General features: G+C 39.7%; 20 protein-coding genes, 1 tRNA gene and 1 pseudogene. 11 read left to right on the forward strand and 11 right to left on the reverse strand.

From position 1 onward, the window contains the following. Positions 1 to 214 (forward strand): DUF4357 domain-containing protein (locus RM529_RS10325; protein ID WP_311484720.1); only part of this gene is annotated, 214 nt, incomplete at its 5' end. Positions 215 to 385: 171 nt separating this feature from the next. Here the strand turns inward: RM529_RS10325 and RM529_RS10330 are convergent. Beyond that, positions 386 to 2,521 carry a carboxy terminal-processing peptidase gene (locus tag RM529_RS10330; protein WP_311484721.1) on the reverse strand — a complete coding sequence of 712 codons (2,136 nt, stop codon included), beginning with the start codon at positions 2,519 to 2,521 and terminating at the stop codon, positions 386 to 388. 154 nt (positions 2,522 to 2,675) lie between these two features. Here RM529_RS10330 and surE point away from each other — a divergent pair, with 154 nt between their 5' ends. The 5 genes from surE to RM529_RS10355 are packed head-to-tail and all read left to right on the forward strand — an operon-like array spanning position 2,676 to position 7,572. Continuing rightward, entirely contained in the window at positions 2,676 to 3,458 is a 783-nt protein-coding gene (gene surE / locus RM529_RS10335) for a 5'/3'-nucleotidase SurE (protein WP_311484722.1), read from the forward strand. Then, positions 3,451 to 3,735, forward strand: a complete 285-nt coding sequence (locus tag RM529_RS10340) for a hypothetical protein (RefSeq protein ID WP_311484723.1) — start codon at positions 3,451 to 3,453, stop codon at positions 3,733 to 3,735. Before surE ends, RM529_RS10340 begins: the two co-directional genes overlap by 8 nt. A 23-nt stretch (positions 3,736 to 3,758) precedes the next feature. Then, positions 3,759 to 4,874, forward strand: a complete 1,116-nt coding sequence (lpxB, locus tag RM529_RS10345; RefSeq protein ID WP_311484724.1) for a lipid-A-disaccharide synthase — start codon at positions 3,759 to 3,761, stop codon at positions 4,872 to 4,874. Between the two features lie 4 nt (positions 4,875 to 4,878). Further along, on the forward strand, positions 4,879 to 5,463 hold the full coding sequence (locus RM529_RS10350) for a C40 family peptidase (RefSeq protein WP_311484725.1): 585 nt from the start codon (positions 4,879 to 4,881) through the stop codon (positions 5,461 to 5,463). Between the two features lie 36 nt (positions 5,464 to 5,499). Beyond that, positions 5,500 to 7,572: a ComEC/Rec2 family competence protein gene (locus RM529_RS10355; RefSeq protein WP_311484726.1), complete on the forward strand. Its 2,073-nt coding sequence runs from the start codon at positions 5,500 to 5,502 to the stop codon at positions 7,570 to 7,572. A 3-nt stretch (positions 7,573 to 7,575) separates the two neighbouring features. Here the strand turns inward: RM529_RS10355 and RM529_RS10360 are convergent, their stop codons facing one another. The 3 genes from RM529_RS10360 to RM529_RS10370 all read right to left on the reverse strand — a co-directional run bounded on the left by RM529_RS10360 (position 7,576) and on the right by RM529_RS10370 (position 12,002). Continuing rightward, entirely contained in the window at positions 7,576 to 8,127 is a 552-nt protein-coding gene (locus tag RM529_RS10360; RefSeq protein WP_311484727.1) for a thioredoxin family protein, read from the reverse strand. A gap of 76 nt (positions 8,128 to 8,203) precedes the next feature. Next, positions 8,204 to 9,808, reverse strand: a complete 1,605-nt coding sequence (locus RM529_RS10365) for a peptide MFS transporter (protein WP_311484728.1) — start codon at positions 9,806 to 9,808, stop codon at positions 8,204 to 8,206. 22 nt (positions 9,809 to 9,830) lie between these two features. Next, entirely contained in the window at positions 9,831 to 12,002 is a 2,172-nt protein-coding gene (locus tag RM529_RS10370) for a S9 family peptidase (RefSeq protein ID WP_311484729.1), read from the reverse strand. A 184-nt stretch (positions 12,003 to 12,186) separates the two neighbouring features. Here RM529_RS10370 and RM529_RS10375 point away from each other — a divergent pair, with 184 nt between their 5' ends. Both RM529_RS10375 and RM529_RS10380 read left to right on the forward strand, forming a co-directional pair. Beyond that, entirely contained in the window at positions 12,187 to 13,506 is a 1,320-nt protein-coding gene (locus tag RM529_RS10375; RefSeq protein ID WP_311484730.1) for a hydroxymethylglutaryl-CoA reductase, degradative, read from the forward strand. After that, entirely contained in the window at positions 13,503 to 14,417 is a 915-nt protein-coding gene (locus tag RM529_RS10380) for a GYDIA family GHMP kinase (protein ID WP_311484731.1), read from the forward strand. Before RM529_RS10375 ends, RM529_RS10380 begins: the two co-directional genes overlap by 4 nt. A 116-nt stretch (positions 14,418 to 14,533) precedes the next feature. Here the strand turns inward: RM529_RS10380 and RM529_RS10385 are convergent, their stop codons facing one another. The 7 genes from RM529_RS10385 to RM529_RS10415 all read right to left on the reverse strand — a co-directional run bounded on the left by RM529_RS10385 (position 14,534) and on the right by RM529_RS10415 (position 23,246). Continuing rightward, entirely contained in the window at positions 14,534 to 14,683 is a 150-nt protein-coding gene (locus tag RM529_RS10385; RefSeq protein WP_311484732.1) for a hypothetical protein, read from the reverse strand. Positions 14,684 to 15,621: 938 nt separating this feature from the next. Beyond that, complete coding sequence (locus tag RM529_RS10390) at positions 15,622 to 17,742, reverse strand: peptidylprolyl isomerase (RefSeq protein WP_311484733.1); 2,121 nt, start codon at positions 17,740 to 17,742, stop codon at positions 15,622 to 15,624. A gap of 95 nt (positions 17,743 to 17,837) precedes the next feature. Continuing rightward, positions 17,838 to 19,127, reverse strand: a complete 1,290-nt coding sequence (locus RM529_RS10395) for a hemolysin family protein (RefSeq protein ID WP_311484734.1) — start codon at positions 19,125 to 19,127, stop codon at positions 17,838 to 17,840. Between the two features lie 189 nt (positions 19,128 to 19,316). Then, complete coding sequence (gene lptC / locus RM529_RS10400) at positions 19,317 to 19,886, reverse strand: LPS export ABC transporter periplasmic protein LptC (protein WP_311484735.1); 570 nt, start codon at positions 19,884 to 19,886, stop codon at positions 19,317 to 19,319. A 1-nt stretch (position 19,887) separates the two neighbouring features. Continuing rightward, complete coding sequence (locus RM529_RS10405; RefSeq protein ID WP_311484736.1) at positions 19,888 to 21,264, reverse strand: hypothetical protein; 1,377 nt, start codon at positions 21,262 to 21,264, stop codon at positions 19,888 to 19,890. A gap of 15 nt (positions 21,265 to 21,279) precedes the next feature. Further along, positions 21,280 to 22,518 carry a BamG family beta-barrel-assembly machinery protein gene (gene bamG / locus RM529_RS10410; RefSeq protein ID WP_311484737.1) on the reverse strand — a complete coding sequence of 413 codons (1,239 nt, stop codon included), beginning with the start codon at positions 22,516 to 22,518 and terminating at the stop codon, positions 21,280 to 21,282. After that, positions 22,515 to 23,246 (reverse strand): type III pantothenate kinase, encoded by a 732-nt coding sequence (locus RM529_RS10415; protein WP_311484738.1) that lies wholly within the window; start codon positions 23,244 to 23,246, stop codon positions 22,515 to 22,517. The genes bamG and RM529_RS10415 overlap by 4 nt, the downstream gene beginning before the upstream one ends. Positions 23,247 to 23,347: 101 nt before the next feature. Here RM529_RS10415 and RM529_RS10420 point away from each other — a divergent pair. From RM529_RS10420 to RM529_RS10430, 3 genes and pseudogenes are all read left to right on the forward strand, one after another. Beyond that, a tRNA-Phe gene (locus RM529_RS10420) sits at positions 23,348 to 23,420 on the forward strand. 190 nt (positions 23,421 to 23,610) lie between these two features. Beyond that, positions 23,611 to 25,236, forward strand: a complete 1,626-nt coding sequence (gene pruA, locus RM529_RS10425; RefSeq protein ID WP_311484739.1) for an L-glutamate gamma-semialdehyde dehydrogenase — start codon at positions 23,611 to 23,613, stop codon at positions 25,234 to 25,236. 277 nt (positions 25,237 to 25,513) lie between these two features. Continuing rightward, a pseudogene (locus tag RM529_RS10430) lies at positions 25,514 to 26,034 on the forward strand (SprB repeat-containing protein); the annotation flags it as partial.

Consider the following 26,034-nt stretch of genomic DNA (forward strand, 5'->3'; position numbering starts at 1 on the left):
AAAGAACTGGCTCAGCTTTCGCCAGAATTTAGTAGATGACGGAATCATTCAGAATATAAACAACAACCTCACCTTTGTTCAGGACTACCTCTTTTCCAGCCCCTCTGCCGCTGCAGCTATAGTTATGGGAAGGAGTGCCAATGGCTTAACAGAATGGAAACTTGCTGATGGCCGAATATTAAAGGCCGTAGAATCATCTGAAAATAAGCTGTAATTCCAATCCCTTCATTGCACTAGGAGGAACACTGCTCGGCCACCAAAAGTAACGCTGCAACCAACAGGATTATAACCGGATAGAGTATTTTTCTTTTCATAAAAATCACTTCAAAAATAACAACGCCCTGAATTTTCAGGGCGTTGTCGCAAATGTTTAGATTTACTTCAACTAATCTTTTATATTCGCGTATTTGGAATTTTCAATGTTATTCATTTTCATACTGGAGAGAACGTTTACAGCCTCTTCCATATAAACATCACTACTCAAACTCTTGTGCCATCTTTCCCTTTTTTCTTTAAGAGCGGTATCTGTTGTAAAAGCATCCTCTTCGTAGGGAAGGGACATATAGGTAAGGTCTGTTTCATAATCCCTTACAGAATCATATTTTTTGGCCTGCTCTGTTCTCTGCTCGATACTTGCCGAATAATCTTCAAAATTCAGGGAATAGTTATTATCCTCACTCTGCTCCTTAATCCATTTTGCGTTTTCTTCAATAAGCTTTAACTGGGTATTTTCACTCATTCGCTGCTTACTTTGTGCAATAGTTTCATTTAGATCTACATAACCATTCCATTCTTCATATTTTGCAGGATCTATCTTATCCCATGGCAATGGGTTTTCCTGATCTTTTTCTCCTATATCCACAAAACTGTACCTATCTGGCACCACAACATCACTTTTCACACCTTCAAGTTGAGTGGAACCACCATTTACCCTGTAAAACTTCTGAGTAGTAAGTTTTAACGCGCCAAGGTCCCCGTAGTCGTTGTTTCGCAACCAACGGTTAAGGTCAATTACATTCTGCACAGTTCCCTTTCCATAAGTTTGCTTACTTCCAATAATAATTGCTCTTTTATAGTCCTGCATCGCGGCAGCCAGAATTTCTGAAGCTGAAGCCGAAAGTTCATTTACTAAAATAACAAGCGGACCATCCCAGAGCAATTCGGGATCTTCATCCTCAAGCACTTCTTTTCTTTCTCCGTTTGATTTTACCTGAACTATTGGTCCTTCTTCAATAAATAATCCGGCAATATCAACGACCGTTTTTAAGGAACCACCTCCATTGTTACGCAAATCCAGCACAAGCCCTTCTACATTTTGTTCTTTAAGACGAATAATGTCCTTTTTGATATCTGAAGCCGCATTGCGTTCCTCATAATCCTCCATATTAAAATAGAACTTCGGAAGGTTGATTACTCCAAATTTCTTTCCGTCCTTTTCCACCATAGAGGTCTTGGCATAAGTTTCCTCTATTTCCACAACATCCCGGGTAAGGGTAATATCTTCAATACTGCCCATCAGCTTTTTCCTTACTGTAAGGGTAACTTCAGTCCCTTTAGGCCCTTTAATAAGATCTACCGCATCGTTAAGGCGCATCCCCACAATACTTACTGGAGCATCTTCGTCTTCCTGTTTTACTTTTAAGATCACATCTCCTTCTTCCAGCTCTTCACTTCTCCAGGCAGGACCACCGGAAATTACTTCGGTAATTGTAATATTGTCACTTTTCTTCTGAAGCCTGGCTCCTATTCCTTCAAGTTTACCAGACATGGAGATATCAAACCGATCTTTATCCTGCGGTGCAAAATAGGATGTATGTGGATCAAATTCTTCTACAACGGCATTTATGTAAACCGAAAAGTAATCCTCTCTCTCAAGATCATCAGTAAAATCGTAATACTCATCCAGGGTTTCCAAAGTCACTTCCCGCGCTTCCTTTTCAAGCTCGGTGTCTGACTTTATTTCATAATCGGGATCATTCTCTTTCTTTTGCTCTTCCTGCTCTTTCTTATCCCTGAAGGTGATTAGCGTAGAAAACTTTAACTGCTTTCTCCACCGCTCTCTCATTTCCTCTTTAGAAGAAACATAATCCAGTTCATCATAATCTGTATTTATCGTTTCCTGCTCGGTAAAATCAAAAGGCTGTGCCAGGATATCTTTGTACAGGCCACGTGCTTCTTCCATACGATCATTTAAAGTGCTATAGGAAATATTAAAGAACTCAATTTCCTTATTCTTTATTTCATCGTCTATAAGATCCTGGTATTCGCTGAACTTTTCTACATCACTGGCATAAAGAAAACGCTTTGAAGGGTCCATTGCCTCCAGGAAATCCATATACACTTCCCGTGAAAATTCATCATCTATCTCTCTGGCATCGTAGTGTCCCTGGTTCAAAACATAAGTAATAAGATCTATCAGAAGCTTGTCTTTACTGGGATCATCGAACTTTTTAGTTGTAAAACTGCATGCTGAGGCAGCCATAACCATCAGCATTATAAGGACTTTAAAATTTCTTTTCATAAACAGCATAAATTTCTTCATTATCGTCTTCCATAATACATTAAAAACTATGCCAACAACATGGTAGTGACAAAGAATTTGTTAAACTACTAAGATAAGCTTTCATTTGGAAATTACTACTTTAGCTAACCTAAAAAAGAAGCAGAAAACATTTATGCCCAAAGAAAAGCCTTTAATATTAGTAACCAATGATGATGGTATAACCGCCCCGGGAATACGAGCCTTGGTCGAAGTGATGAAAGAACTGGGAGATGTGGTTGTAGTTGCCCCCGATAGCCCGCAAAGCGGAATGGGACATGCCATTACCATAAGCGACACTTTATTTTGCGAACCCGTAACAATAAAGAAGAATTACAAGCACAAAGAATACAGTTGCTCGGGGACCCCGGCAGATTGTGTGAAAATTGCCACACAGGAGATCCTGCACCGCAAGCCAGATCTTTGTGTGAGCGGAATTAACCATGGCTCAAATTCGTCAATTAACGTGATTTATTCCGGAACAATGAGCGCTGCAGTAGAAGCCGGTGTGGAAGGAATTCCCGCAATTGGATTTTCCCTGCTGGATTACTCCCTTACCGCAGATTTTGAGCCTTCCAAAAAGTACGTAAAAAAAATCACACAGGACGTCCTGAAGAATGGACTCCCAAAAGGAGTAGTTCTAAATGTGAATTTGCCAAAGTTGAGTGCTTCAAAAATAAAGGGAATTAAAGTCTGTAGGCAGGCCAATGCGCACTGGGAAGAAGAATTCGACAAGAGAACAAATCCGCAGGGACGGGATTATTACTGGCTCTCGGGGAAATTTGTAAATAAAGATGAGGGACAGGATACCGATGAATGGGCGCTGGCAAACGGATATGTCTCTGTGGTGCCCGTGCAGTTCGATCTTACCGCACACCATTTTATAAAAGAACTAAACAGCCGCGATCTTAATGAATAAACAGGATCTTTTTATAGGATTTTTAGTAGGTGTGGCTGCCAATATTTCGGGCGTGTTCCTCTATATCTCTGTTTTTTCTGAAATGAATATCGACGACACCCTGGCCGATGCGGTGACTAACGGATATCTGGGAAAATTAATAGCTTTGGGAGCAATCCTTAATTTTCTCCCATTCTTCGTTTTTCTGAAGAAAAATCAGCAATATCACGCGCGCGGTGTCCTGTTGGCCACAATTTGTATTGCTGTAGCCATTGCAGTATATAAAGTTGTAAGCTAAAGAAATTTAAAAACTACAAAATATTGAAGTACTATATTATTGCAGGAGAAGCTTCAGGTGACCTCCACGCCTCTAATCTCATCAAGTCTCTAAAGAATATTGACGAAAATGCCGAATTCCGGTTTTGGGGTGGGGATCTTATGCAGCAGCAGGGCGGTACACTGGTAAAACATTACCGGGATTTGGCCTTTATGGGTTTTGTTGAAGTGCTTTTTAACCTAAGAACTATCCTGAAGAATATTTCCTTTTGCAAGAGAGATATCTCAATATTTAAACCAGATGTGCTTATTTTTGTAGATTATCCGGGTTTTAACCTTCGCATTGCAAAGTGGGCAAAACAGCAGGGCATTCCCACCCATTTTTATGTTTCTCCTCAAATCTGGGCCTGGAAAGAAAACCGTATTGCCGATATTAAAAGGGATATCGACCATATGTATGTAATTCTCCCTTTTGAAAAGGAGTTTTATGAGCAAAAGCATAATTTTCCAGTGCACTTTGTGGGGCATCCATTAATCGATGCCATTTCCAGCAGAGAGAATGCAAACGCCGAAGCCTTTAGGAAAGAACATGATTTAGATCGCAGGCCGATAATTGCCCTTTTACCGGGTAGCCGAAAACAAGAAATTTCCAAGATGCTGGAAGTAATGCTAAGCATTTCTGAAAGTTATAAAGATTACCAATTCGTAATCGCCGGTGCACCTAGCCAGGACAGGGAATTTTACCAGCAGTTTATCAAAAAAAGCAATGTAAAACTGGTAATGAACCGCACTTACGACATTCTCGATCTGGCACACGCGGCAGTGGTAACTTCTGGTACGGCAACGCTGGAAACCGCACTTTTTAAAGTTCCCGAAGTAGTTTGCTACAAAGGAAGCTTTATTTCCTACCACATCGCAAAACGAATTATCCAGTTAAAGTTTATTTCCTTAGTCAATCTTATTATGGACAGAGAAGTGGTTAAAGAGCTTATTCAAAATGACTTTAACAAAAAGAATCTAAAGCAGGAACTTGATAACATCCTTGAAGGAAAAAAACGTGAAAAAATAGTTGAAGATTATTATCTTTTAGAAAAAAAATTAGGAGGCGCAGGTGCAAGCAAAACCACTGCCCAACTTATTTATAAAGCCGCTAAAATTTAACGCTATGTACAGAACTTCAGCCGTAAATCAGGTTTTCTTCGGAAATAATAAAGAAAATGCTTTAAAATTAGCTTTGCTTCTGTTTTTTGTAATTCTTCTTACCTCCTGCGGCTCATCAAGAGCCAGAGTTTCTGATAGCAAATCAAAACAAATGGTCTCTTCAGAAGAAAAATTTGATTCGAACCCGAATATCGAACCTGCAGACAAAAGGGTTTACAATATCATTTCCACCGCCAAAAAATTTGAAGGAACCCGCTATAAATACGGCGGCACTACAAAAAAAGGCATGGATTGCTCGGGCCTCATATATACAGCCTATTTAGAAGAAGATATTCCGCTGCCAAGAACCTCGCGGGCAATGTCTTTAGAAGGCAAAAGATTATTCCTTAAAGAAGTGACCATTGGCGACCTGCTTTTTTTCGAAACCAATAAAAACAAAAAAGTAATTAACCACGTGGGCCTCGTGGTAGATGTACTGCCAGATCACATTCTCTTTATCCACTCCACAAGCTCGCGCGGCGTAATAATTTCTTCTCTTTCAGAAAGTTATTGGCACAATAATTTTGTTATGGCGCGCCGGGTAATCTAATTTTTATTTATCTTCAGAAGTTAATTCTCCTGTGTCTTGAGATTTCTGAATGTTGCGCTAATAAAGCTTTGCCTGGTTTTTCTACTCGGTATCTTCATCGGTTTCTATGCTGAATTTTCCAGTGGATCGATAATTGTCATTTTATGCACTGCTCTTTTGTTATTCATTTTCGCTTTTATCAGGGCTACAAAAGGTATTTTTCAGGATATTTTCTTCGGAATAACAGCCTACCTGGTATTTTTCTGCATCGGGTTGGCCACAGTTCACCTGCAAGAGCCTAAGAATCAGCCAAGTCATTATATTCAGAATGCTGAAAATGCCAATTTTGGCAACATCATTAAAGTCCGCATTACAGAAAGGCTTAAAGACGGATTTTATACTGAAAAATACCTCGCAGAAGCCTCTGAAGTTTATCAAATCACTTCCGAAGAAGAAAAAGTCACCAGTAAAAAGCTCATTGGTAAAATTCTGATCAACATTTCCAAAGATTCCGCTGATTTTAACCTGAAAATTGGCGATGAACTGCTGATCCCAGCTGCTTTGGAAGATATTAACCAGCCTCTGAATCCGCACCAGTTCAATTACCGGAATTATATGAGAAATCTGGGCGTTCTTCGGCAAATAAACCTTTCCAAACCGCAAATAAAACTACTGAAGGACGAAAACTGGCAATTTAAAGCCCTCGCCGAAAAGTGGCGGAACAAAAGTATATCGAAACTTGGCAGTTATTCTTTCCAATCCGAAGAAATGGCAATTATCCAGGCGCTAATCCTGGGCAACAGAAGGGAAATCTCCACAGAAACTTACGAAAACTATGCTGCGGCAGGCGCAGTGCATATTTTAGCAGTTTCGGGCCTGCATGTGGGGATCATTCTTCTCATTCTAAACTGGCTTTTGCGGCCGGTGGAATTTCTGCCAAAAGGCAAGTATCTGAAAATGGCAATTATCGTGCTCCTGTTATGGGCATTTGCCTTTATAGCCGGTTTATCGCCATCGGTAATTCGCGCGGTCACCATGTTCTCCTTTCTGGCAATTGGCATGCAACTTAAAAGAAAAACCAGCGCTGTAAATACGCTGTTTATGTCCCTGCTCGTGCTGCTCTTAATTAACCCTTATTACATTTTCCAGGTGGGTTTCCAGCTGAGTTACCTCGCGGTTTTTGCAATTGTGACTATTCAGCCAAAAATCTACAATATTTACACGCCCAGGTATAAAATCCCGGATTATTTCTGGAAGATCCTTAGCGTTAGCATCGCGGCACAAATTGGTGTTTTGCCGCTTAGCCTGTATTATTTTCATCAGTTTCCCGGGCTGTTTTTTGTAACCAACCTCGTGCTGCTTCCGTTTATCGGGCTTATTCTTGGCCTTGGGATATTAATCATTTTCCTCGCGCTTCTCAATGTATTGCCGGATTTCCTTGCCAATTTCTACGGAAGTTGTATCGCGATCATGAACAGGTTTGTAGATCTCGTTGCCGCGCAGGAAGCTTTTGTGCTCACTGATATTTCCTTTTCAGCATTCATTACCGTACTCGCATATCTCATGATTGTCGCGGGAATTATGCTGATTTACAAACTAAACTTCAGAAACCTTAGCTTCTTTTTAATAGCTGTTATTTTCCTGCAAAGCGGGCTCATCTTCGAAAATTACCATTATCGCCAATCTGAAGCTGTGGTTTTCCATAAAAGCCGCGGAACAGTGCTTGGCTTCAGAAGCAATGAAAACCTCACGCTTTTTACTTCTGAAGATGTAAATCCGGCAAATGAATTATTTCTGAAAAACTACGAAGTTGCCACAAAAGCAAATACTATAAATGCAGAGAAAATCAGGAATATCTACAACTTTTCCGAAGAAAAGTTACTGGTTGTGGATAGTGCTGCCGCGTATAAAATTCCGGGTTTTAAACCCGATATTTTACTGCTGACGAATTCTCCAAAAATAAACCTCGACAGACTTGTTCAAGAAACAAATCTAAAGCAGATAATTGCAGATGGCAGTAATTACAGATCCTATGTAGAGCGGTGGAAAAAAACCGCTGAAAACAAAGAAATCCCTTTTCACTATACCGGTGAAAAGGGAGCTTTTATAAGTTCAGCAAAACGAAAATAAACACTATTTTGAGTTGGTAAATTCACCAACAAAATTCTCTCTGTACTCGGTAAAATCTTCCTGGCTGGTGAATTTTTTATATTCTTCACCTGCAAACAACTTTAGAAATATCTCCAACTGTTCCGGTGTTCTATAACCAACAACAGGAGCTATCATTTCGCCTTTCTCATTAAAAAATACCATAGTTGGATATCCCGAAATACGCATTGCACTTGCAAACTCATGGGTACTGTTTCTTCCTTTGCGACTTGCGTCATATTTCGAATTTTTAAAAATTTTGTCCTTATATGCTATTTCTTCAGGGCCTTCAGCATTAAATTTAACGGCGTAGAAATTTTCGTTTACGTAATTAACTACATCTTTATTGGTAAAAGTGTTTTTATCCAGCATTTTGCAGGGACCGCACCAACTGGTATAAGCATCCATAAAAATGCTTTTCGGATTCTCCTTTTGGGCCGCCAGTGCCTCATTCATCGTCATCCACTCAATTTCCTGCGCCTGCGACGCTGTGCCTAAAGTGGCAATTATCAGAAAAGTAAAGATCTTAAGCTTCATATTTTCATTTTCTTCAACTAAGCAAGAAGCATTTCTAAAAATTGAGGAATGCTTCTGTAATAGAATGTTATTCTTTTTATCTAATTCCGTGCATCTTCTTTACCAGGAATTTGTTGATCGCAATCATTATTAATCCCATAAAAATGGGTATGGAAGTAAAAATTAAGAAGAATATAGATAATGAATATTTCTCAGAAATAGCATCGATATATCCTCCTGTATATCCACCAAGAATACCTGCTATAAAATTAGCCATAAACCAGATCCCAAACATTAGCCCTACCAGCTTTGGTGGTGATAATTTACTTACATACGAGAGACCTACCGGAGAAACACATAATTCTCCGATGGTATGAAAGAAATAGGCAAGGATCAACCAGATCATACTTACAGAAGCCACTTCCGCTCCCTGGGGAATTCCCGAAGCCCCGTATGCAAGAGCACCAAAGCCCACACCTAATAGGATTAGTCCGATTCCAAATTTCACCGGACCGGTGGGATTAAATCTGCTCTCCCATATTTTTGAAAACAAAGGAGCAAAAAGGATTATAAACAAAGAATTTAAAACAGAGAACCACGAGGCCGGAACTTCTGAAGCATCTGCTATAAACTCCCTGTACAAAATATAAATTACTATTCCCCAGATAATAAAGAAGCTCAAGCCAAGGAACACGTTAGACTTGGCAAAAGACCCAAAAGTCTGTTTAAATAAAAGTCCCAAAACATAAGTGATTACCAGTAAAGGAACTATCGTTATAATAGCATTTATTATTTTAAATGTATATGCGCCGCTTCCAACCAGCACCCTATCTGTGTAATCTGCCGCAAAAATGGTCATGGAGCCGCCTGCCTGCTCAAAGGCCCACCAAAAGAAAATAGTAAAAAAAGCAAAAATGGAAATCACGAGGATCCTGTCTCCTTTTACTCCAGCGGAAACTTCGGCTTTCTTCTCAGGTTCTTCGTCTCTTACTACTCCTCCTTCAGACTTCACTTCACCTTTAATTGTCTTTTGATCTACATAATCAATTTCCTTTGTAGGTTTTAGGCCGATGTCTCCAAAGATTTTCTGGGCGAAATAGAATTGCAGCATTCCGAAGAACATAAAAATACCCGCAAGCCCAAAGCCCCAGTGCCAGCCAATGTTCTCACCAATGTATCCACAAAGTAGAATTCCGAGAAATGCGCCAGCATTAATCCCCATGTAAAAGATGGTGTAGCCAGCATCCTTTTCTTTGTCATCTGTCTTGTACAGTTGCCCTACAATAGAAGAAATATTCGGTTTGAACAATCCATTTCCGAGGATCAAAAGTATCAGCCCCAAATAGAAAAAATTGTCTGTAAAACCTTCCAGAGCCATGGATGCATGCCCCAAAGTCATTATTAGCGCACCCCATACTACCGCATTACGATACCCCAGGAGCTTATCTGCAATTAAACCTCCAAAAATAGGCGTGACGTATACGAGGCCAATATACCATCCATATAAGATAAGCGCATCTTGTCGCTCCCAGCCCCAGCCTTCTTCCAATAAAGAAGCGGTTAAAAAAAGTACTAGGAGAGCCCGCATTCCATAATAGGAAAAACGTTCCCACATCTCTGTAAAAAACAGGACAAACAATCCCGCAGGATGTCCTAAAACTGTACGTTGATTATGTTCTGAACCTCCAAACTTGAATTCCATGTGATTCCTTTTGTATTAGGTTTTATAATTTATTCTTAATAAAATCTGTCATCTTAGTATAAAGATGAAGCCGGGTGTTCCCGCCATAGATACCATGGTCCCGGTCCGGATAAATTGCCCAGTCGAATTGCTTATTGGCCTGGATCAAAGCTTCTACCATTCGCATTGTATTCTGAAGGTGAACATTATCATCACCACCGCCATGGATCAAAAGATAATCCCCTTCCAGCTTTTCTACGTGATTTATTGGGGAATTATCGTCGTAACCCGAAGGATTCTCTTGTGGCGTTGCCATATATCTTTCGGTATAAATACTGTCATAAAATCTCCAGCTGGTCACCGGCGCGACCGCAATGGCCATAGAAAAGGTGTCATTTCCCTGCAATAGTGCATTAGAAGACATAAAGCCACCATAACTCCAGCCCCAGATCCCAATCCTGTCTTCATCTATATAAGCCATTGCTCCAAATTTTTGTGCGGCTGCAATCTGATCTTCAACTTCGTATTTTCCCAGCTCATGCTGAGTTACTTTCTTAAATGCCGCACCTTTATAACCTGTCCCACGGGGATCCACACAGGCAATAATGTAACCTTCGTCTGCCAGTAGCTGATACCAATAGTCGTTGGAATTGAAGTACGTATTGGAAACAGACTGTGAACCTGGCCCTGAATATTGAAACATTAAAAGAGGATATTCCTTTGTTTCATCAAAGTCACTTGGTTTTATCATCCACATATTCAGCTCATTCCCATTTACTTCAATAGTAGAGATTTCTTTGGGAGAGAAATTGTAAGCTTCTTCAAGCTCCAGCAATTGGCTGTTGTCCCTGATTTCCCGAATAAGTTTTCCGTCTTTAGCCCGGTGCAGCGTATAGACATAAGGAGTTTGGGTATTGGTGAAAGAATTTATAAAGTAGGTGAAGTCTGCACTAAAATCGGCGCTGTTGGTCCCCGTTTCCGGAGTTAGAAGCTGTTTTCTTTTCCCTTTCGGGTTTATGGAATAGACAGCGCGGTTTACACTTCCCATCTCTGTGCTTTGATAAAAAATCCTTTTGTTCTTCCTGTCAAAACCATAATAATTGGTTACTTCCAAGTCTCCCGAAGTTACCTGATTCAGTAATTCTCCAGCTTTATTGTAGTGATAAATATGATTGTAACCATCTTTTTCACTTGTCCAGATAAAGCTGTTATCTTCAAGAAAAGTAAGGTTATCGGTAATGTCTATATACGCCTCATCTGTTTCATTAAGGACAACTTTCTTGCTGTTATCTTCAGCATTAACAAAGATAAGGTCCAGATCATTTTGGTGACGGTTAATTACCTGTACGCTTAGTTGCATTGGATCAGCGGTCCATTTGATCCGCGGAATATAGAAATCATTGTACTCACTCAAGTCTATTTCTTCACTTTCTTCGGAAGCCAAATCATACATATGCAGTGAAACAAGGGAGTTTGTCTCACCGGCTTTAGGATATTTAAAAGTATATTCTGAAGGATATAAGTTTTGACCAAAGATATCCATCGAAAATTCGGGCACTTCAGATTCATTGAATTTAAGATAAGCAATCTTTTCTCCTGAAGGATTCCATTGGAAAGCTTTTACAAAAGCAAACTCTTCTTCGTACACCCAATCGGTCACACCGTTGATTACCTGATTTTTTTCACCGTCAAAAGTCACCTGAGTTTCCTCTCCTGTAGCAATGTTATAGCTAAAGATATTGTTGCTAAAAACATAGGCTATTTTGGAGGCATCCGGAGAAAATGTTGGTTCCTGAACCATTTTGTCGCTTAATTTCGTCAACTCTCTCGTCTGAAAATCATAGATATAAAAAATCCCTCTTGAAGATCGCCTGTAAATACCTTCTGACGCTGTAGTGAGTAAAATTTTATTTTCATCCTCGCTAAGCTGAAAATCCTGAAAAGAGGAAATTTCGGGGAGGTCTGCGCTACTCAGCATGGTACGTACCTGCTCTCCGGTACTGTAATTGTAAACATCTATAGCTGTAGTGCCGGCACTTCTATCCCTGTTTAAAACAAGATATTCTTGACCATTGTACAGGGACTGCAGCGATTGTAAACGCTCCTGCCTAAAGGCGCCATCCCAGATTTGTTCAAGGCTTATTTCCTTTTCCTGGGCATAAACAAAGGAGGTTACTACTAGAAAGAACGTTACAACTAAATTTGGGAACTTCATTAATTTTTATAATTTTTACGGAAGGCCAAGTTTACTAAATTTTCAGCAAAAAAAGCAGCGTTTATATGTTAAATGCTAACAATCTGTTAATGAAATTTTTGCTGCGGACATCACCACCAGGACTTCCGGATTATACTCCTAGAAATAACAATTGTATATTTGGGCTTTCAAAAATCAACCCAAAATGACAGAACCCGTAGCCGGTTTTTCCAAATTCAGCAAAGAAGAAAAGATTGAGTGGCTTAGCAACCGCTACTTAAATAATGATAAAGAGGCAACTAAAGTTCTAAAACAGTACTGGAATGAAGATTACAAACTTCAGCAGTTACATGATGAATTTACAGAAAATACAATTTCTAACTTTTACCTCCCCTTTGGCCTTGCTCCAAATTTTTTAATTAACGGAAAATTACTGGCTATTCCCATGGCCATAGAAGAGAGCTCGGTAATTGCAGCGGCAAGTAAAGCTGCGAAATTCTGGGGAACCCGGGGCGGATTTAAGGCTGAAGTACTGAATATGAATAAAATTGGCCAGGTCCATTTTATTTACAACGGAGATTCCGGCAAACTGCAACGTTTTTTTGAAACCTTAAAACCACAATTGCTGAAAGCCGTAAAACCTATCACAAAAAATATGGAAAAGCGGGGCGGTGGTGTCCTCGGGATAAAACTTAGGGATAAAACAGCTGACCTGAAAAATTATTATCAGCTGCATTGCAATTTTGACACCAGGGATTCTATGGGCGCGAATTTCATTAATTCCTGCCTCGAAAAATTTGCTGAAGTCTTACAGAATGAGGCCCAGAAGTTTGCTGATTTTACTGCGGAAGAAAAAGACATCGAAATCCTGATGAGCATTCTTTCCAATTATGTTCCGGAATGTATTGTAAGAGCCGAAGTTTCCTGCCCCTTAGATGAACTTTCTGACGATCCTGAGATGGACGGCCAGGAATTCGCTGATAAATTCCTTAGGGCTATTCGTATAGCAGAAATTGAGAAATATCGTGCTGTTACCCATAACAAGGGAATAATGAATGGGGTTGATGCGGTGGTGCTCGCAACCGGTAATGATTTTAGGGCGGTAGAAGCAGGCATACACGCTTATGCCGCTAAAGACGGCGAATATACCAGCCTTACCCATGCCACTGTAGAAAATGGAATTTTCAGGTTTTGGATGGAAATTCCCCTTGCCCTGGGCACCGTTGGCGGACTTACAAGCCTTCATCCCCTGGTAAAACTGGCGCTGCAAATCCTTCAAACACCTTCTGCGGAAGATTTGATGAAAATTGTTGCCGTTGCCGGGCTGGCCCAGAATTTTGCCGCGGTAAAATCGCTGATAACCACCGGAATTCAGCAGGGACATATGAAAATGCACCTTATGAATATTCTAAACCAACAACAGGCAACTCCGCAGGAAAAAGAGATTATCGTAGATTATTTCAGAAATAATACAGTTACGCACAGCAGTGTGATAGCACAGCTTGAGAAAATCAGACAACAATGAAAAGATTCCACAGCAACGGAAAATTGCTAATTACCGGGGAATATGCCGTTTTAAACGGAGCAAAAGCGCTGACCGTGCCCACGAGGTTTTTTCAGGATCTTTTGGTAGAAAAGGTGGAAAAGCCAACCTTAACCTGGAAAAGTTTCGATAAGGACGACAAACCTTGGTTTGAAGCAGAGTTTAAAATTGAAAATGCCGAAGTAAACTGCATCTCAAAAAATGCTTCTTCTGAAGTTGCCACGCGTTTAAAACAGATCTTACAGGAGGCTCACACTTTAAATCCTGAAGTTCTCAAATCCGGTAGTTTTAATGTGGAGACAAGGCTCAATTTTAATCAAAACTGGGGTTTGGGAACCTCCTCTACCCTAATCAACAATATTGCGCAATGGTTTGGCATTGATGCTTACGTACTTCTGGAAAAAACGTTTGGCGGAAGCGGATTTGATATTGCTGCTGCTCAAAATAGCACTCCTGTGACTTATCAGCTGACCAGTACCGGGAGGAAGGTCTTAAATGCCAATTTTCGACCTGCTTTTAAGGACGAGCTGTTTTTTGTTTATCTGAACAACAAACAAAACAGCAGGCAGGCAATTGCCCATTACAGAAATCAACCGCAGGAGAACCTGGATACACTTATTGAAAAAATTTCCAATCTTACCCTGCAATTTATTGAATGTACAAACCTTCAGGAGTTTGAAATGCTCATGGAAATTCATGAAACGCTTATTTCCCAGGCAATAAACCTTCCAAAGGTAAAAACAGAGCTTTTTAATGACTATCCGCGTAAAATAAAAAGTCTTGGCGGCTGGGGTGGCGATTTTGTAATGGCCACGGGAGGAGAAAATGAAAAGGAATATTTCAGAAGTAAAGGTTACAGCACTATTTTTTCTTACGACGACATTATCTTGTAGATATTCGTTACCTACAGTACTTATTTCTAATTTCGTTCTTTATTTTTTTCTTTTTAGAATTTTAATTAGAGGAAATAAAAAAGCTGAGATTATGAATACTGGTATTTTACAAATCTCTATAACGGATTTTTCTGCTTTCCGTTTTCATACCCTTCTTTAAACAATTTAACATTATCCTCCCAGTCGTAAATAGTTGCAAAAATAAAAGCTGCAATAATGCCTAATGCGAAAAATTTCACATCTCTAGTTTTTATATTAAATTTCATATTTAGTATAATTTATGTTGGTTCAATTTAAGTAGTATTTATTATTGGTATTTTTTTTCTTAAGATCCGACGCGAATTTTATTAGTTTTTGATTAAGATTTCATGCTTTTTTTCTCATTTCATTAGATGTTTTCTTTCCAAAACTTATAATGGTATTTCAGGTAAGGGTCCCGATTAACACAAGTTACGGGATTGAGAACTCGGTTTTGTCGGCTTAGTTGTTTTCTATTTAGTTTCTAAACTAACAATTTTCAGCAATAACTCACTATTTACACTATTTTTCAAGTAAAAAACCCTGCGCTTCAGGAAATGCCTGAAAAAATTGCTTTTTAAATGACAAAATGTTATTACTTGTTCTAATCTCTGGGTCAGGCAGCTATATACTCACTCTTATACGTTGATAATTGCCATTTTTGAGGCTTCATCTTAGAATTACTACAAGAGCAGTGAGGTTTTAAAAACCTGATTGGTCTGAACTTTACCAAAAAAGTAGAGGGGTGAACAGATTTAGGTAACGATATTTGCCATTTTCGAGGCATCGCCTAATGATGGTCAGCCTTAGCCTATGCGCCTCGGAAACATCATTTAAAAATTCTTAAGATTTAGAAGTAAAATTGGATTTCATAGCATGTTATTACCCTTCCGTCCTTATCAGCTTTCGCTGATAAAGCCACCTTCCCTTGAAAAAAGGGAAGGAGCCTTTAACTTAATCTTACTGGCCTTTCAGCATGCACCTGCAAAATCGGCATACAGCTGATTACGTTTCTAATGATCTTAGTTATAATTATTCGTGCATTGGTAGTTATAAATTTTAAGACCAAAATATTTAACCAAAAACTCCCCTGAAAAAGTGAATATTCCAAAAAGGCAATTCTCGTCCTTAAAACAAAAAAGTCTCCGTAGTGGAGACTTTTTAATATCTAAATTATCCAAAAATCCTAATAGAACCTGGACCTGTTATCTTCAATTTCAGCTTTTTTCTTCAAGGCTTCAAATACTCTTGTACTGGCTTCCTGACGGCGACGCATCGTCTCCTGTTGGGCCACGGCATTGTAAGAATTTAAAGCCGGAGCTTCGTTCTTAGCCGTCACTTCTACAAAATACACACCTTTATCTCCGGCAATAGATTTGCTAACATTACCAGTTTCCAATCCAAAGGCAGTACCCACCACTTCCGGCTCGCTTCCGGCACCAGGTAAAGTAGGATTGTTCAGGTTAACCGCACTGGCAGTCTGAACAATTACATTTTGATTTTCAGCTATTGCCTGCAAAGTATTTCCGCTAATTTTTTCTTTAATAAGCTCGGCTTTTTTCTGTTTTGTAAGAATTGGGATTACTGTAGCAGAGGCTTCTTCCGCACTCATTAATCCGGCATCTTTTTTAGCCGTTAACTGGGCAACAACATATCCGTTAGGAGTTTCAAAACGCTTAACTTTGCCTACTTCCACATCTTCTTCAAAAGCCCACTGAATCACCCCTCTTTGTGGGCCAACACCCGGAAGGTTTTCATCCAGTGCTTTTACCTGTTGTACAGTCCTTACATTATAGTTATTGCTATTTGCCTCTTCAGCAAAATCGCCATCACCCGCTGCAATCTGAAATTTCGTTACCTCATTGAACAAATTGCTTCTGGAACGCTCTGATGGTGCAATCTCTTTTGCCACAGTAGCAACTTTAACCGCTTTTTCTTCTTCAGTTTGTTCATCTATAGAAATCACGTGGTAACCAAGTTCTGTTTCGACAACTCCAACATCTCCTTCTTCATTTTCAAATACGTAATCTTCAAAAGCAGGGATCATTTGCCCTGGAGAAAACCATCCAAGGTCCCCTGCGCTTTCACTATTAGAACGATCTGACGAGAATTGCGCTGCAAGAGCTGCAAATTTTGACTGGTCCCCTCTTACCACATTGGCAATACTATCTGCCAAAGCTTCTGCCGCTGCCTGGCTCCTGGTAGTCTCGGGATCAATTTGCGTCCCCTGGTAAGTCACTAAAATATGACTGGCTTTTACAGAATCTGGAATTTGTCTTGTTTCCAACATTCTCGTTATCTTCCAGGCATTATCTTCTTCATATGGACCAAAAGTTTCTCCTTCTGAAAGGTTAAAAATCTCATCTGCATTTTCTCCTGAAAGGTCATTTCTAAACTGAAACTGGTCGTTATAAGGAGTATCGGAATATTCATTTACAAAATCTTCTACATCTTCTGTAGTACCAAATCCTGATATTGTCTCATTTGCTCCTGAAGCAGAATTGTATTCTTCCCTGCCCTGCATTAAAGACTGAATTTCTTCCTGTGCTTCAGATCTGTCTTCAGAAGAGGCAGTTTCCTCAAAGTACACAAATTGAAGGTTTCTTGATTTTTCAGTTTCGAACCTGGCAGGATGGTTTTCAACATAATCGTTTATTTCAGATTTACTCACATCTACCTGCTCATCAGAAATTGAAGAGTAAGGGATTTGAACAAACCTTAAATCTATATTATTATTCTCCAGTCTGTAAGCCTGCTCTGCTTCAGTAATAGTAGCACCAACACCTGCACTTATCATATTATAATAAAGATTCTGGCGTGCAGTTGCTGCCATATTCTGGGTGTACTGCTGCCACTGTGCGTAAGCCTGGGGAGAAGTAGCCCTCATATTAGCTACATATTCCTTCAACCTGTTTTCGTCAAACATACCTGCTTCGTTCTGAAAGTTTGGATTGTTTGCCATTTGAACCCTGATCATATCTGTGATCTGATCTTCTTCAGCCCTTAAACCAAGCTCCTCCAGTTGATCTTCAATAATAACTTCTCTTAGTTTAAGCTCCCAAACCCTGTTCGCAGCCTGGATAGTACTCACATTGCCTCCAGTGTTACGCTGAAGCGCCTCTACCTGCCTTGCAAATTCTTCCCGACCAATATCTTCTCCATTAACTGTCGCAATAGTGTTTTGAGACTTTTGTGAAGACAAGCCCCCATTACGTATAACATCTGCCAGAACAAAAGAGAAAAGAGCCAAAGCAATGATGATAATCAAGAAAACAGAACGCTGTCTGATTTTATTTAATACTGCCATTTGTAATTGTTATTTATCAAAATATAGTGGGCGAAAATAGTGTTTTTAGCCTAATTATGAAACTTATAATTAGCAAAATATTAACGAGCAGGAAATTAATCGGCGGGTTTAATTTTCACTTCTACCAGTTCAATTTTTGTGTTCGAAACCTCGAGAATGAGAAACTCGAAATTTTCAATTCTAAGGATTTCGCCCTGCTGCGGAATTTCCTCGGTATGATTTACAATATATCCCCCAAGGGTTTCATAATTTTCCCCCACCGGAATGTCGAGCTTATAGGCTTCGTTTACATAATCTACCTCTGTCCTGGCAGAAAAACGATAGTGATCTTCATCTAATTTTTCTTCAATTAAAATGGCAGAATCATGCTCATCCTCAATTTCGCCAAAAAGTTCTTCTACAATATCTTCTACAGTCATCATACCACTTGTACCGCCATATTCATCAATTACAACGGCTATACTTTTGCGTTTTTTAATGAGAATATTAAGAACATCTTTTACCCACATTGTTTCCGGAACGAAAACCACCGGCAGCAGCACCGATTTTATTGACGAGGGCTTTTTGAAAAGCTCAAAGGAATGTACATAGCCAATGATATCATCTATGGTTTCATTGTAGATCAGGATTTTAGATAAACCTGTCTCGGTGAATTTATTAATTAAATCACCCGGATTCTCCTTTTGATCCACTGCAATAATTTCTGTCCTGGGAATCATCACCTCCCTGGCTTTAATTTCAGAAAATTCCAGGGCATTCTGAAAAATCTGGATCTCAGAATCTACTTCTTCATCCTCTTCTACGGTTTCCATCTGCTCGGTTATAAAATTCCCGAGTTCTACTTTGGTAAACGCCAGCTGCACCTCGTCCCCTTCAGTTTTAAAGAACCTCTTAAGAACCTTATCTGAAACCCAAATAACAAAGGAAGAAATAAAGCTGAAAAGCAGATAAAAGAAGTAAGCCGGCACTGCAAAGAGCTTAAGCATGGAATTGGCATAGATCTGAAAAAAAACTTTGGGAAGAAATTCCGCAGTAAGTAAGATAATTAAAGTAGATATTACTGTTTGGGTAAAGAGACTAAAATCTACAATGAGATACCTTAACAGGGCGCTCTCCACAGGTCGCATCCCCACAAGCCACTGCATTAGCAAATCACCCATAAAAAAACCATACACCACGAGAGCGATGTTATTACCCACCAGCATGGTTGCAATAAATTTTGAAGGTTTTTTGGTAAGCCTCTTCAGTACCTTGGCAAGAAAATCGTCCTGGCGCTTCTCAATCTCGATAAAAACTTTATTGGAAGAGACATACGCGATTTCCATTCCGGAGAAAAAAGCAGAGAATATAAGGGAAAGAACAATAATGAGAACATCTATGTCCATAAAAATTACTTGTTTCGGTCCCTGAGTTTCTTCCTAAAACGTCTCTTAAAGAAAAACATAAAAATGGAAATTAAGGCGAAAAAGATAAAGATATAGGCTCTGTCCCGCTCCATATTCCATATCCTTATAGTTTCGAAAATGAAAAATGCAGCAAAAGCCAAATATGCATATTCAAAAAATCTGAAATATTTACTCATCCTCTTTTTCGTCTATTATCTGTACCCCTACGTTGGTTCTTGAACGAAAATTACCGAAATTTTGGTTAGAATCAAAACCCTGGCCTTCGTTAATCCCACCGTCTGGAAATTTAATTGTATTTGGCCTGTCTGTAAAAAGCCAGCTCCTGTCCTGGTCCCAATATAGTTGACTTGCCTCTAACTGTGTATTGTCACTGGTAACAATAACCACATTACCTCTAAGATCTATTAAACCAGTTTCTTCATAGATAATCCCATAATCGGAGTTTACAGTGTTCTTTCTGTTTTCTTCATCAAAAAACTCCACCTCCACCCCATCTGGAAATTCCCGGTACGGAAATTCTTTATTGGTATAGTCGAACATTCTGGGGCTACGCAAGATAGCAACCAGCCTGCCGGAATCTGTAAATTTAAGGTTCAACCCCTCAGCAACTGCCTGCGGCGAATCTCCCTGTAAATCCATTTCACGGACTTCATTTAAGTTGCCCTGGCATGAAAAAAGTATTGTCACGCCAATGAGCGTGACAATACCTGAAATTATATGATTATATGTAACCTTCATTCTACATTTGAGGGATACGAACTGTCTCACCAATCCAGCATCCTATCTGGATAGCTTCCCCTGCACTTCTACCGGCCTGGAAAACTTCAGACTTTTGAGGAGCTCTACCTCTGTAACTTGCAGCTGCCTGGTTCGCGTTACTTGAAATGGAAGGATCTACTCTTCCTGCTCTTGCAGCATAATCTGCAGCTAACCAGTAAACCGCTCTTTTGTTAAACGGAGTATCACCACAGTTATTAGCACTTTGCGCAATCATATTGGCAATTTGTAAATACGCGGTCCCCATAGAAGGTCTTGCCTGTATGGCTCTTCTGTAATATGTTCTTGCCTGTCCAAAGCTTCCTCTTTCCTTATAGTTACTTGCAATTCTATAGTATATTCTTGCCTGGTCACTAGGATCTTCCTCCAGCTCTGCAGCTTCGTTGTAGTACTCAAGAGCTTTAGCTCTATCGCCATCAGCTTCAGCTAACTGTCCTAAGGAGAAAGCAGAGTTTGCAGAAGGCTCTAACTGGTGCAATGCTTCAGATACCTGGAAGAATAATGGATCTTCTGTACAATCTTTAGCAGACAACCTTGCATTGGCATTCTGTAGCCAGTCTACATCTGATTTCCTTTCTTCGAAATCTTTTTCATACAACGGGATAAGGTTATCACAATCTGCCCTTGCTCCTAACTTAGCGTTAAGGGCATTTTTAACCATGTTGTAATTATTCAGGTTTATCTCTGCATACTTAATTTGTGTATCCTCTTTAGAAGTAAGTTCCTCCCCTGCTTCCTGCTTTTCAATAAGCGGTGCCAAATCTTCAGCAGCATCATTTTCCTCTTCTTCTATCTTAGCCATCACTCTGTCGTAGATATCAAAGACATCCTGAAGTTCCCTTTCTCCTGTATCCTGCATCTCCACCATCAGGTCAAAATAAGCATAAAGACCTTTTGCACTGGTGAAATTCTCACTATCTTCAGTATATGCTCTGTCATAAGCATTATAAAGCTCTTCTTTTGTACCTATTTCATTATCGTACTTGAGCTGAGCGATATCCCCATAAACTTTCCCTTTACTTGTCTTTTCAGGATACAACTCCAACCTTTTTTCCCAAACGGAAATAAGCTCATTAATATATTCGTTCTTTTGAGCATCGGCAGAAGCGTTGTCAATTTTATCTTGAAGTACTCTTTCAAGGTACTGGTAAGTTGCCAAACTATAATCAGGGCAATTTTCCATTACTTCTAAAAGAGGCTGGTAAGCCGCATCATAATTTTTTGCTTTGGCATCGTCATAGGCCAGGGCAGCCATTGTTGGACAGTCGTTAGACTGTGCACTTAAAACGCCTGAACCTAATAATGCCCCGGTAACTAGTGCTATAAACTTCGTTTTCATTTTCTATTTATTTGGTTAATTGAATCTTCTTCTTTCGAACCACTTATCATTTAAGGACAATCCTATTGATATCTTAAAGAAGTTTTCCTGTATTAAACCTGAATCCGTTGTACCGCGCTGTCCATACTCGATTCCCAGGTTTAAATTGGAGAACTGGGCTCCTACAGGTAGTCCTATCCCAAAAGACATGCCAAACTCATCTATGCTTTGGTTATTGAGATGCAAGCCTGTCTCTTCATACCTTAAACCGGCACGGTAAACCACTCGTCCCAAGTAACTTGTAAAAGAATTATAGCGTGGTATAAAAAAACCTCCCACCCTGTATTGAGCGGCATCCCTGTATACTGCATTATCTGCTGAAGTATTGAATAAAAAGGAACTTCTCCCTATGCTGTTATATTCCCCACCAACAAACCACTTCCTGGGTTCTCCAATTCCCGCACCAATCATATACTGACCCGGAAGGGCAAAGTCTGTATCTGCCACATTCAGATCCCTGGCTTCTACCACAGCCTCGCCTGTAGAAACAAAAGCTACAGTAGCCAGCTCTCTGTAATTTTCTGAAGAGAGATCTACTTCAGGAGCATACGTTCCCGCCACGTGCAATTTAAGGTTGTCTGTAAGCATTGCCTGATAATCTACACCAAAGTTAAAATTGAATCCCTGGATATCAGACCGGCGTACATCCCTTGTTCCATACTGAATATCTTCGCGAATTACGATCCTACTGTTTTGAAAATTTCCGAAGTTGTAATTGGCATCGACACCTATACTCAAATTTTCATTTACTTGATATCCTGCTGTAAGAAAGACCTTATTCATTCCTCCACGGCCATTAAGCCTGCTCCCAACATCTTCCTGAACATCGAGAACCCTGTATCCCACAGAGGTGTATGGGACGAGACCCAAACCAAAACCTAGATTATTACCAACAGGAATACCAATTCCCAAATAATCCAGGGAAGAAATTTTAGCATCACCCTCGGCATCATCAGATTTAAGTGTGGTTCTCTCATGACTCCCTCCAAGGCTGTATGTGGTAAGCCTAAGCCTTCCATAAGAAGCCGGATTACGCAGGTTTAAATGGATACTATCCGAGTAAACGCTCAGCCCTCCCATGGACCGGTTTTCAACAGTTCCTTTAAAGTTGGTAAGCCCTATGCCGTAGTATGAGTATGGAGAAGCTATGTTCTCCTGAGCGGCCGCCAAAGCGGTAGATAGAATAGCGACGATTACCAGAAATCGTTTTATCATTGAGTCTTATTAAATTCTAAAATGTAATTCAATCCTTCCAGGAGAAAATTTGAGTTGGCAAATATGCTATTTTTTAATCGCACTGACAAAAATTGCGCATCCCCACCTGTTAAAATAATTGTTAAATCTTCGTATTCAGTGGCGTACGAGGCAATTGTACCATCAATTTCCAGAAGCAAACCATTTACTACTCCAGAGGTCATCGATGCCTCTGTAGACCCACCTATTAACTCCAGATTCTCTCCTGGTTTTAATAACGGCAAATTTGCCGTAAAGTTGTGTAGTGCCTTAAATCTCATTTCCAGTCCCGGAGAAATAGCTCCTCCTAAATATTCCTCTTTATCATTTTTAAAATCGAAAGTTACACACGTACCTGCATCAATAACTAAGGTATTCTTCTTAGGAAACTTTGCAACCGCCGCTGCCACCAGAGCGATCCTGTCTTTCCCAAGCGTAGCCGGGGTAGCATATTTGTTCTCGAAAGGAAGGGACAGCGCTTGTGTTAACTCAAAAAAGTAGGTATCCCTTTGCAATAGTTTTTTTTCTTTAGAAATAGTTTTTACCACACTGGAAAGTATGGTAGTCTCTATTTCTGGAAATTGAATTTTTATTTTTTGAAAATTATTTGAAAAATCTGACAAAGGAAAAATTAATTTATGCAGAAGGCTATTATTTTGAAAAACAGCCATCTTCACCGAAGTATTTCCTATATCTACTACTAAATTCATCAGGAAAAATTTGAATCCGCTAAATTACAAAAGCATTTTTTTAAAATTTCCTTTGCCAGTTAATAAAAATGAAATTATATTTGCCACCGCTTACAAGCACTGGTGCCTTAGCTCAGTTGGTAGAGCAAAGGACTGAAAATCCTTGTGTCCCTGGTTCGATTCCTGGAGGCACCACTTGAAAACCCGAGACGGAAGTCTTGGGTTTTTTTGTTTTAATAAAATCTTGCGTATCAAATCATAAATTTTCAGAAGTGATTGGAAAAGTTAAGCTTTCGTGAATAGACACCGTGGACACCGTAAAGCCGCTTAAATTTTTTATCTTTAAAAATTAAGTATAACCCAAACAAAAAAATCAGAATATATTATGGGAAAAGGATTTTTTCATGTTCCTGTCGCAACCAACGAACCAGTGAAGTCGTATGCACCAGGAACCCCGGAAAGAGAAGAAGTACTAGAAACTTATAAAGAATTATATAACTCTAAAATGGAAGTGCCGCTTTACATTGGTTCTGAAGAAATCAAAACCGGCGACACCAGCACCATGCATCCACCGCACGATCACAAACATGATTTAGGTGTGTATCATAAAGCCAGTAAAAACCATATTGAAAAAGCTATTAAAGAGTCTTTAAAAGCACGTGAAAAATGGGCCAACCTGGAATGGGAACAGCGCGCAGCTGTATTCCTTAAAGCTGCCGATTTAATTGCTGGGCCTTATAGAGCAAGAATAAATGCCGCCACAATGATTGGGCAGTCCAAGAATATTTATCAGGCTGAAATTGATTCAGCTTGCGAACTTTGCGATTTCCTCCGTTTTAATGTGGAATATATGTCACAAATTTATGACGACCAGCCGGAATCTTCTGAAGGAAACTGGAACCGGGTGGAGTATCGCCCCCTTGAAGGTTTTGTTTATGCGGTAACACCTTTTAACTTTACCGCTATTGCCGGAAACCTTCCGTCAAGTGCTGCTTTAATGGGAAATGTTGCTATATGGAAACCCAGTGACAGCCAGGTATTTTCAGCACAGGTAGTGATGGAAGTATTTAAAGAAGCAGGAGTGCCAGATGGTGTGATTAATATGGTAATGGGAGATCCAAAAATGATTACCGATGTTGTTTTGGATAGCCCTGATTTTGCCGGAATCCATTACACGGGAAGTACCACTGTATTCAAAAACATCTGGGGACAGATTGGTAATAACATTGATAAGTATAAGTCCTATCCAAGAATTGTTGGAGAAACCGGAGGTAAAGATTTTATCATTGCCCATCCAACTTCAAATGCAAAACAAGTAGCTACCGCAATTTCACGGGGAGCTTTTGAATACCAGGGACAAAAATGCAGCGCGGCATCAAGAGTTTATCTTCCAAAGAGCCTGTGGCCGCAAATTAAAGATTTCGTGATTGAAGATGTAAAATCTTTCAAAATGGGATCGCCGGAGGATATGACAAATTTCATAAATGCAGTAATTCACGAAGCTTCTTTTGACAAACTGGCCAAATATATTGACCAGGCTAAAGAAGATAAGGATTCTGATATTATAGTCGGCGGTAATTACGATAAATCTGAAGGTTATTTTGTAGAGCCTACCGTAATTGCTACCTCCAATCCTACATATGAAACTATGTGTACAGAGCTTTTTGGCCCTGTGGTTACCATCTATGTTTACGAAGATGAAAAATGGGAGGAAACTCTGGACCTGGTTGACCAGAATATGTATGGATTAACCGGCGCAATATTTTCCGGTGACCGCTATGAAGCTGCCAAAGCAACGAAAAAACTTCAAAATTCTGCAGGTAATTTTTATATTAATGACAAACCTACCGGAGCTGTTGTAGGTCAGCAGCCTTTTGGAGGCGCACGAGCAAGTGGAACCAACGACAAAGCAGGTTCAAAATTAAATTTGCTACGCTGGGTTTCTCCAAGGCTTATTAAGGAAACCTTTGTTCCGGCAACAGATTACAGGTACCCATTTATGGGCGAATAAACTCATCTAAAAAGCGACCTTAAAGCCACGAGTAATTCCGTGGCTTTTTTGTTTTTACACTTCACAGAAAATAAGAACTCCACCTCCTGAATTTCCTACATTTCATTCTACAAAAAAATTGATGAAAGCTTTTCTTACATCAATATTTACCATATTTAACTGTCCACAGCCCTTCATGTTGATAACGAGCTTTTTATGAGACACTTTCAGCGTATTAAATTTACTTTTCAACGATTTTATATGTAGCTTTACTGCCTTAAATATTTTTTACCTGCGTATGGGCAAAATTACTCCCTTGGTAAAGGCAGCCGTGATATCTTTGATTCTGGTTGTTTTTATCAGTTTTGTTTTACCGGCCTCAAATTCTGCTCTCCGCGAGATTTCTTACAAGAATCTTGCAGGAGTAGAACATGTTATGCCTGTTTTAGAGCATAAATTCGAAAAACCTTCGACCGAATATCATAATAAATCTGCAGCAGTTGCCGCTCCTGTTGTCAATATAAACTCTAAAACAAATGCGTCTTGTAGTGATAACGCCGATGGGAGCATAAGAATTAATGTTACCGGCGGAACTGAACCCTATTCTTTTTCATGGACCGGACCAGGTAGTTTTTCATCTTCCAACGAGGACATTTCCAATTTATCTGAAGGACCTTATTCTGTCACAGTAACTGATGCCGATGGAAATTCTTCAACTCCAAAAAGCACTACTATAGCTGTTGAAGATAATGAAGATCCCACAGTAAGAACCCAAAACATAACGGTTCAACTCGACACTAACGGCAACGCGACAATTTC

It is taken from the genome of Autumnicola edwardsiae, from assembly GCF_031846505.1.
Classification (GTDB): Bacteria; Bacteroidota; Bacteroidia; order Flavobacteriales; family Flavobacteriaceae; genus Autumnicola; species Autumnicola edwardsiae.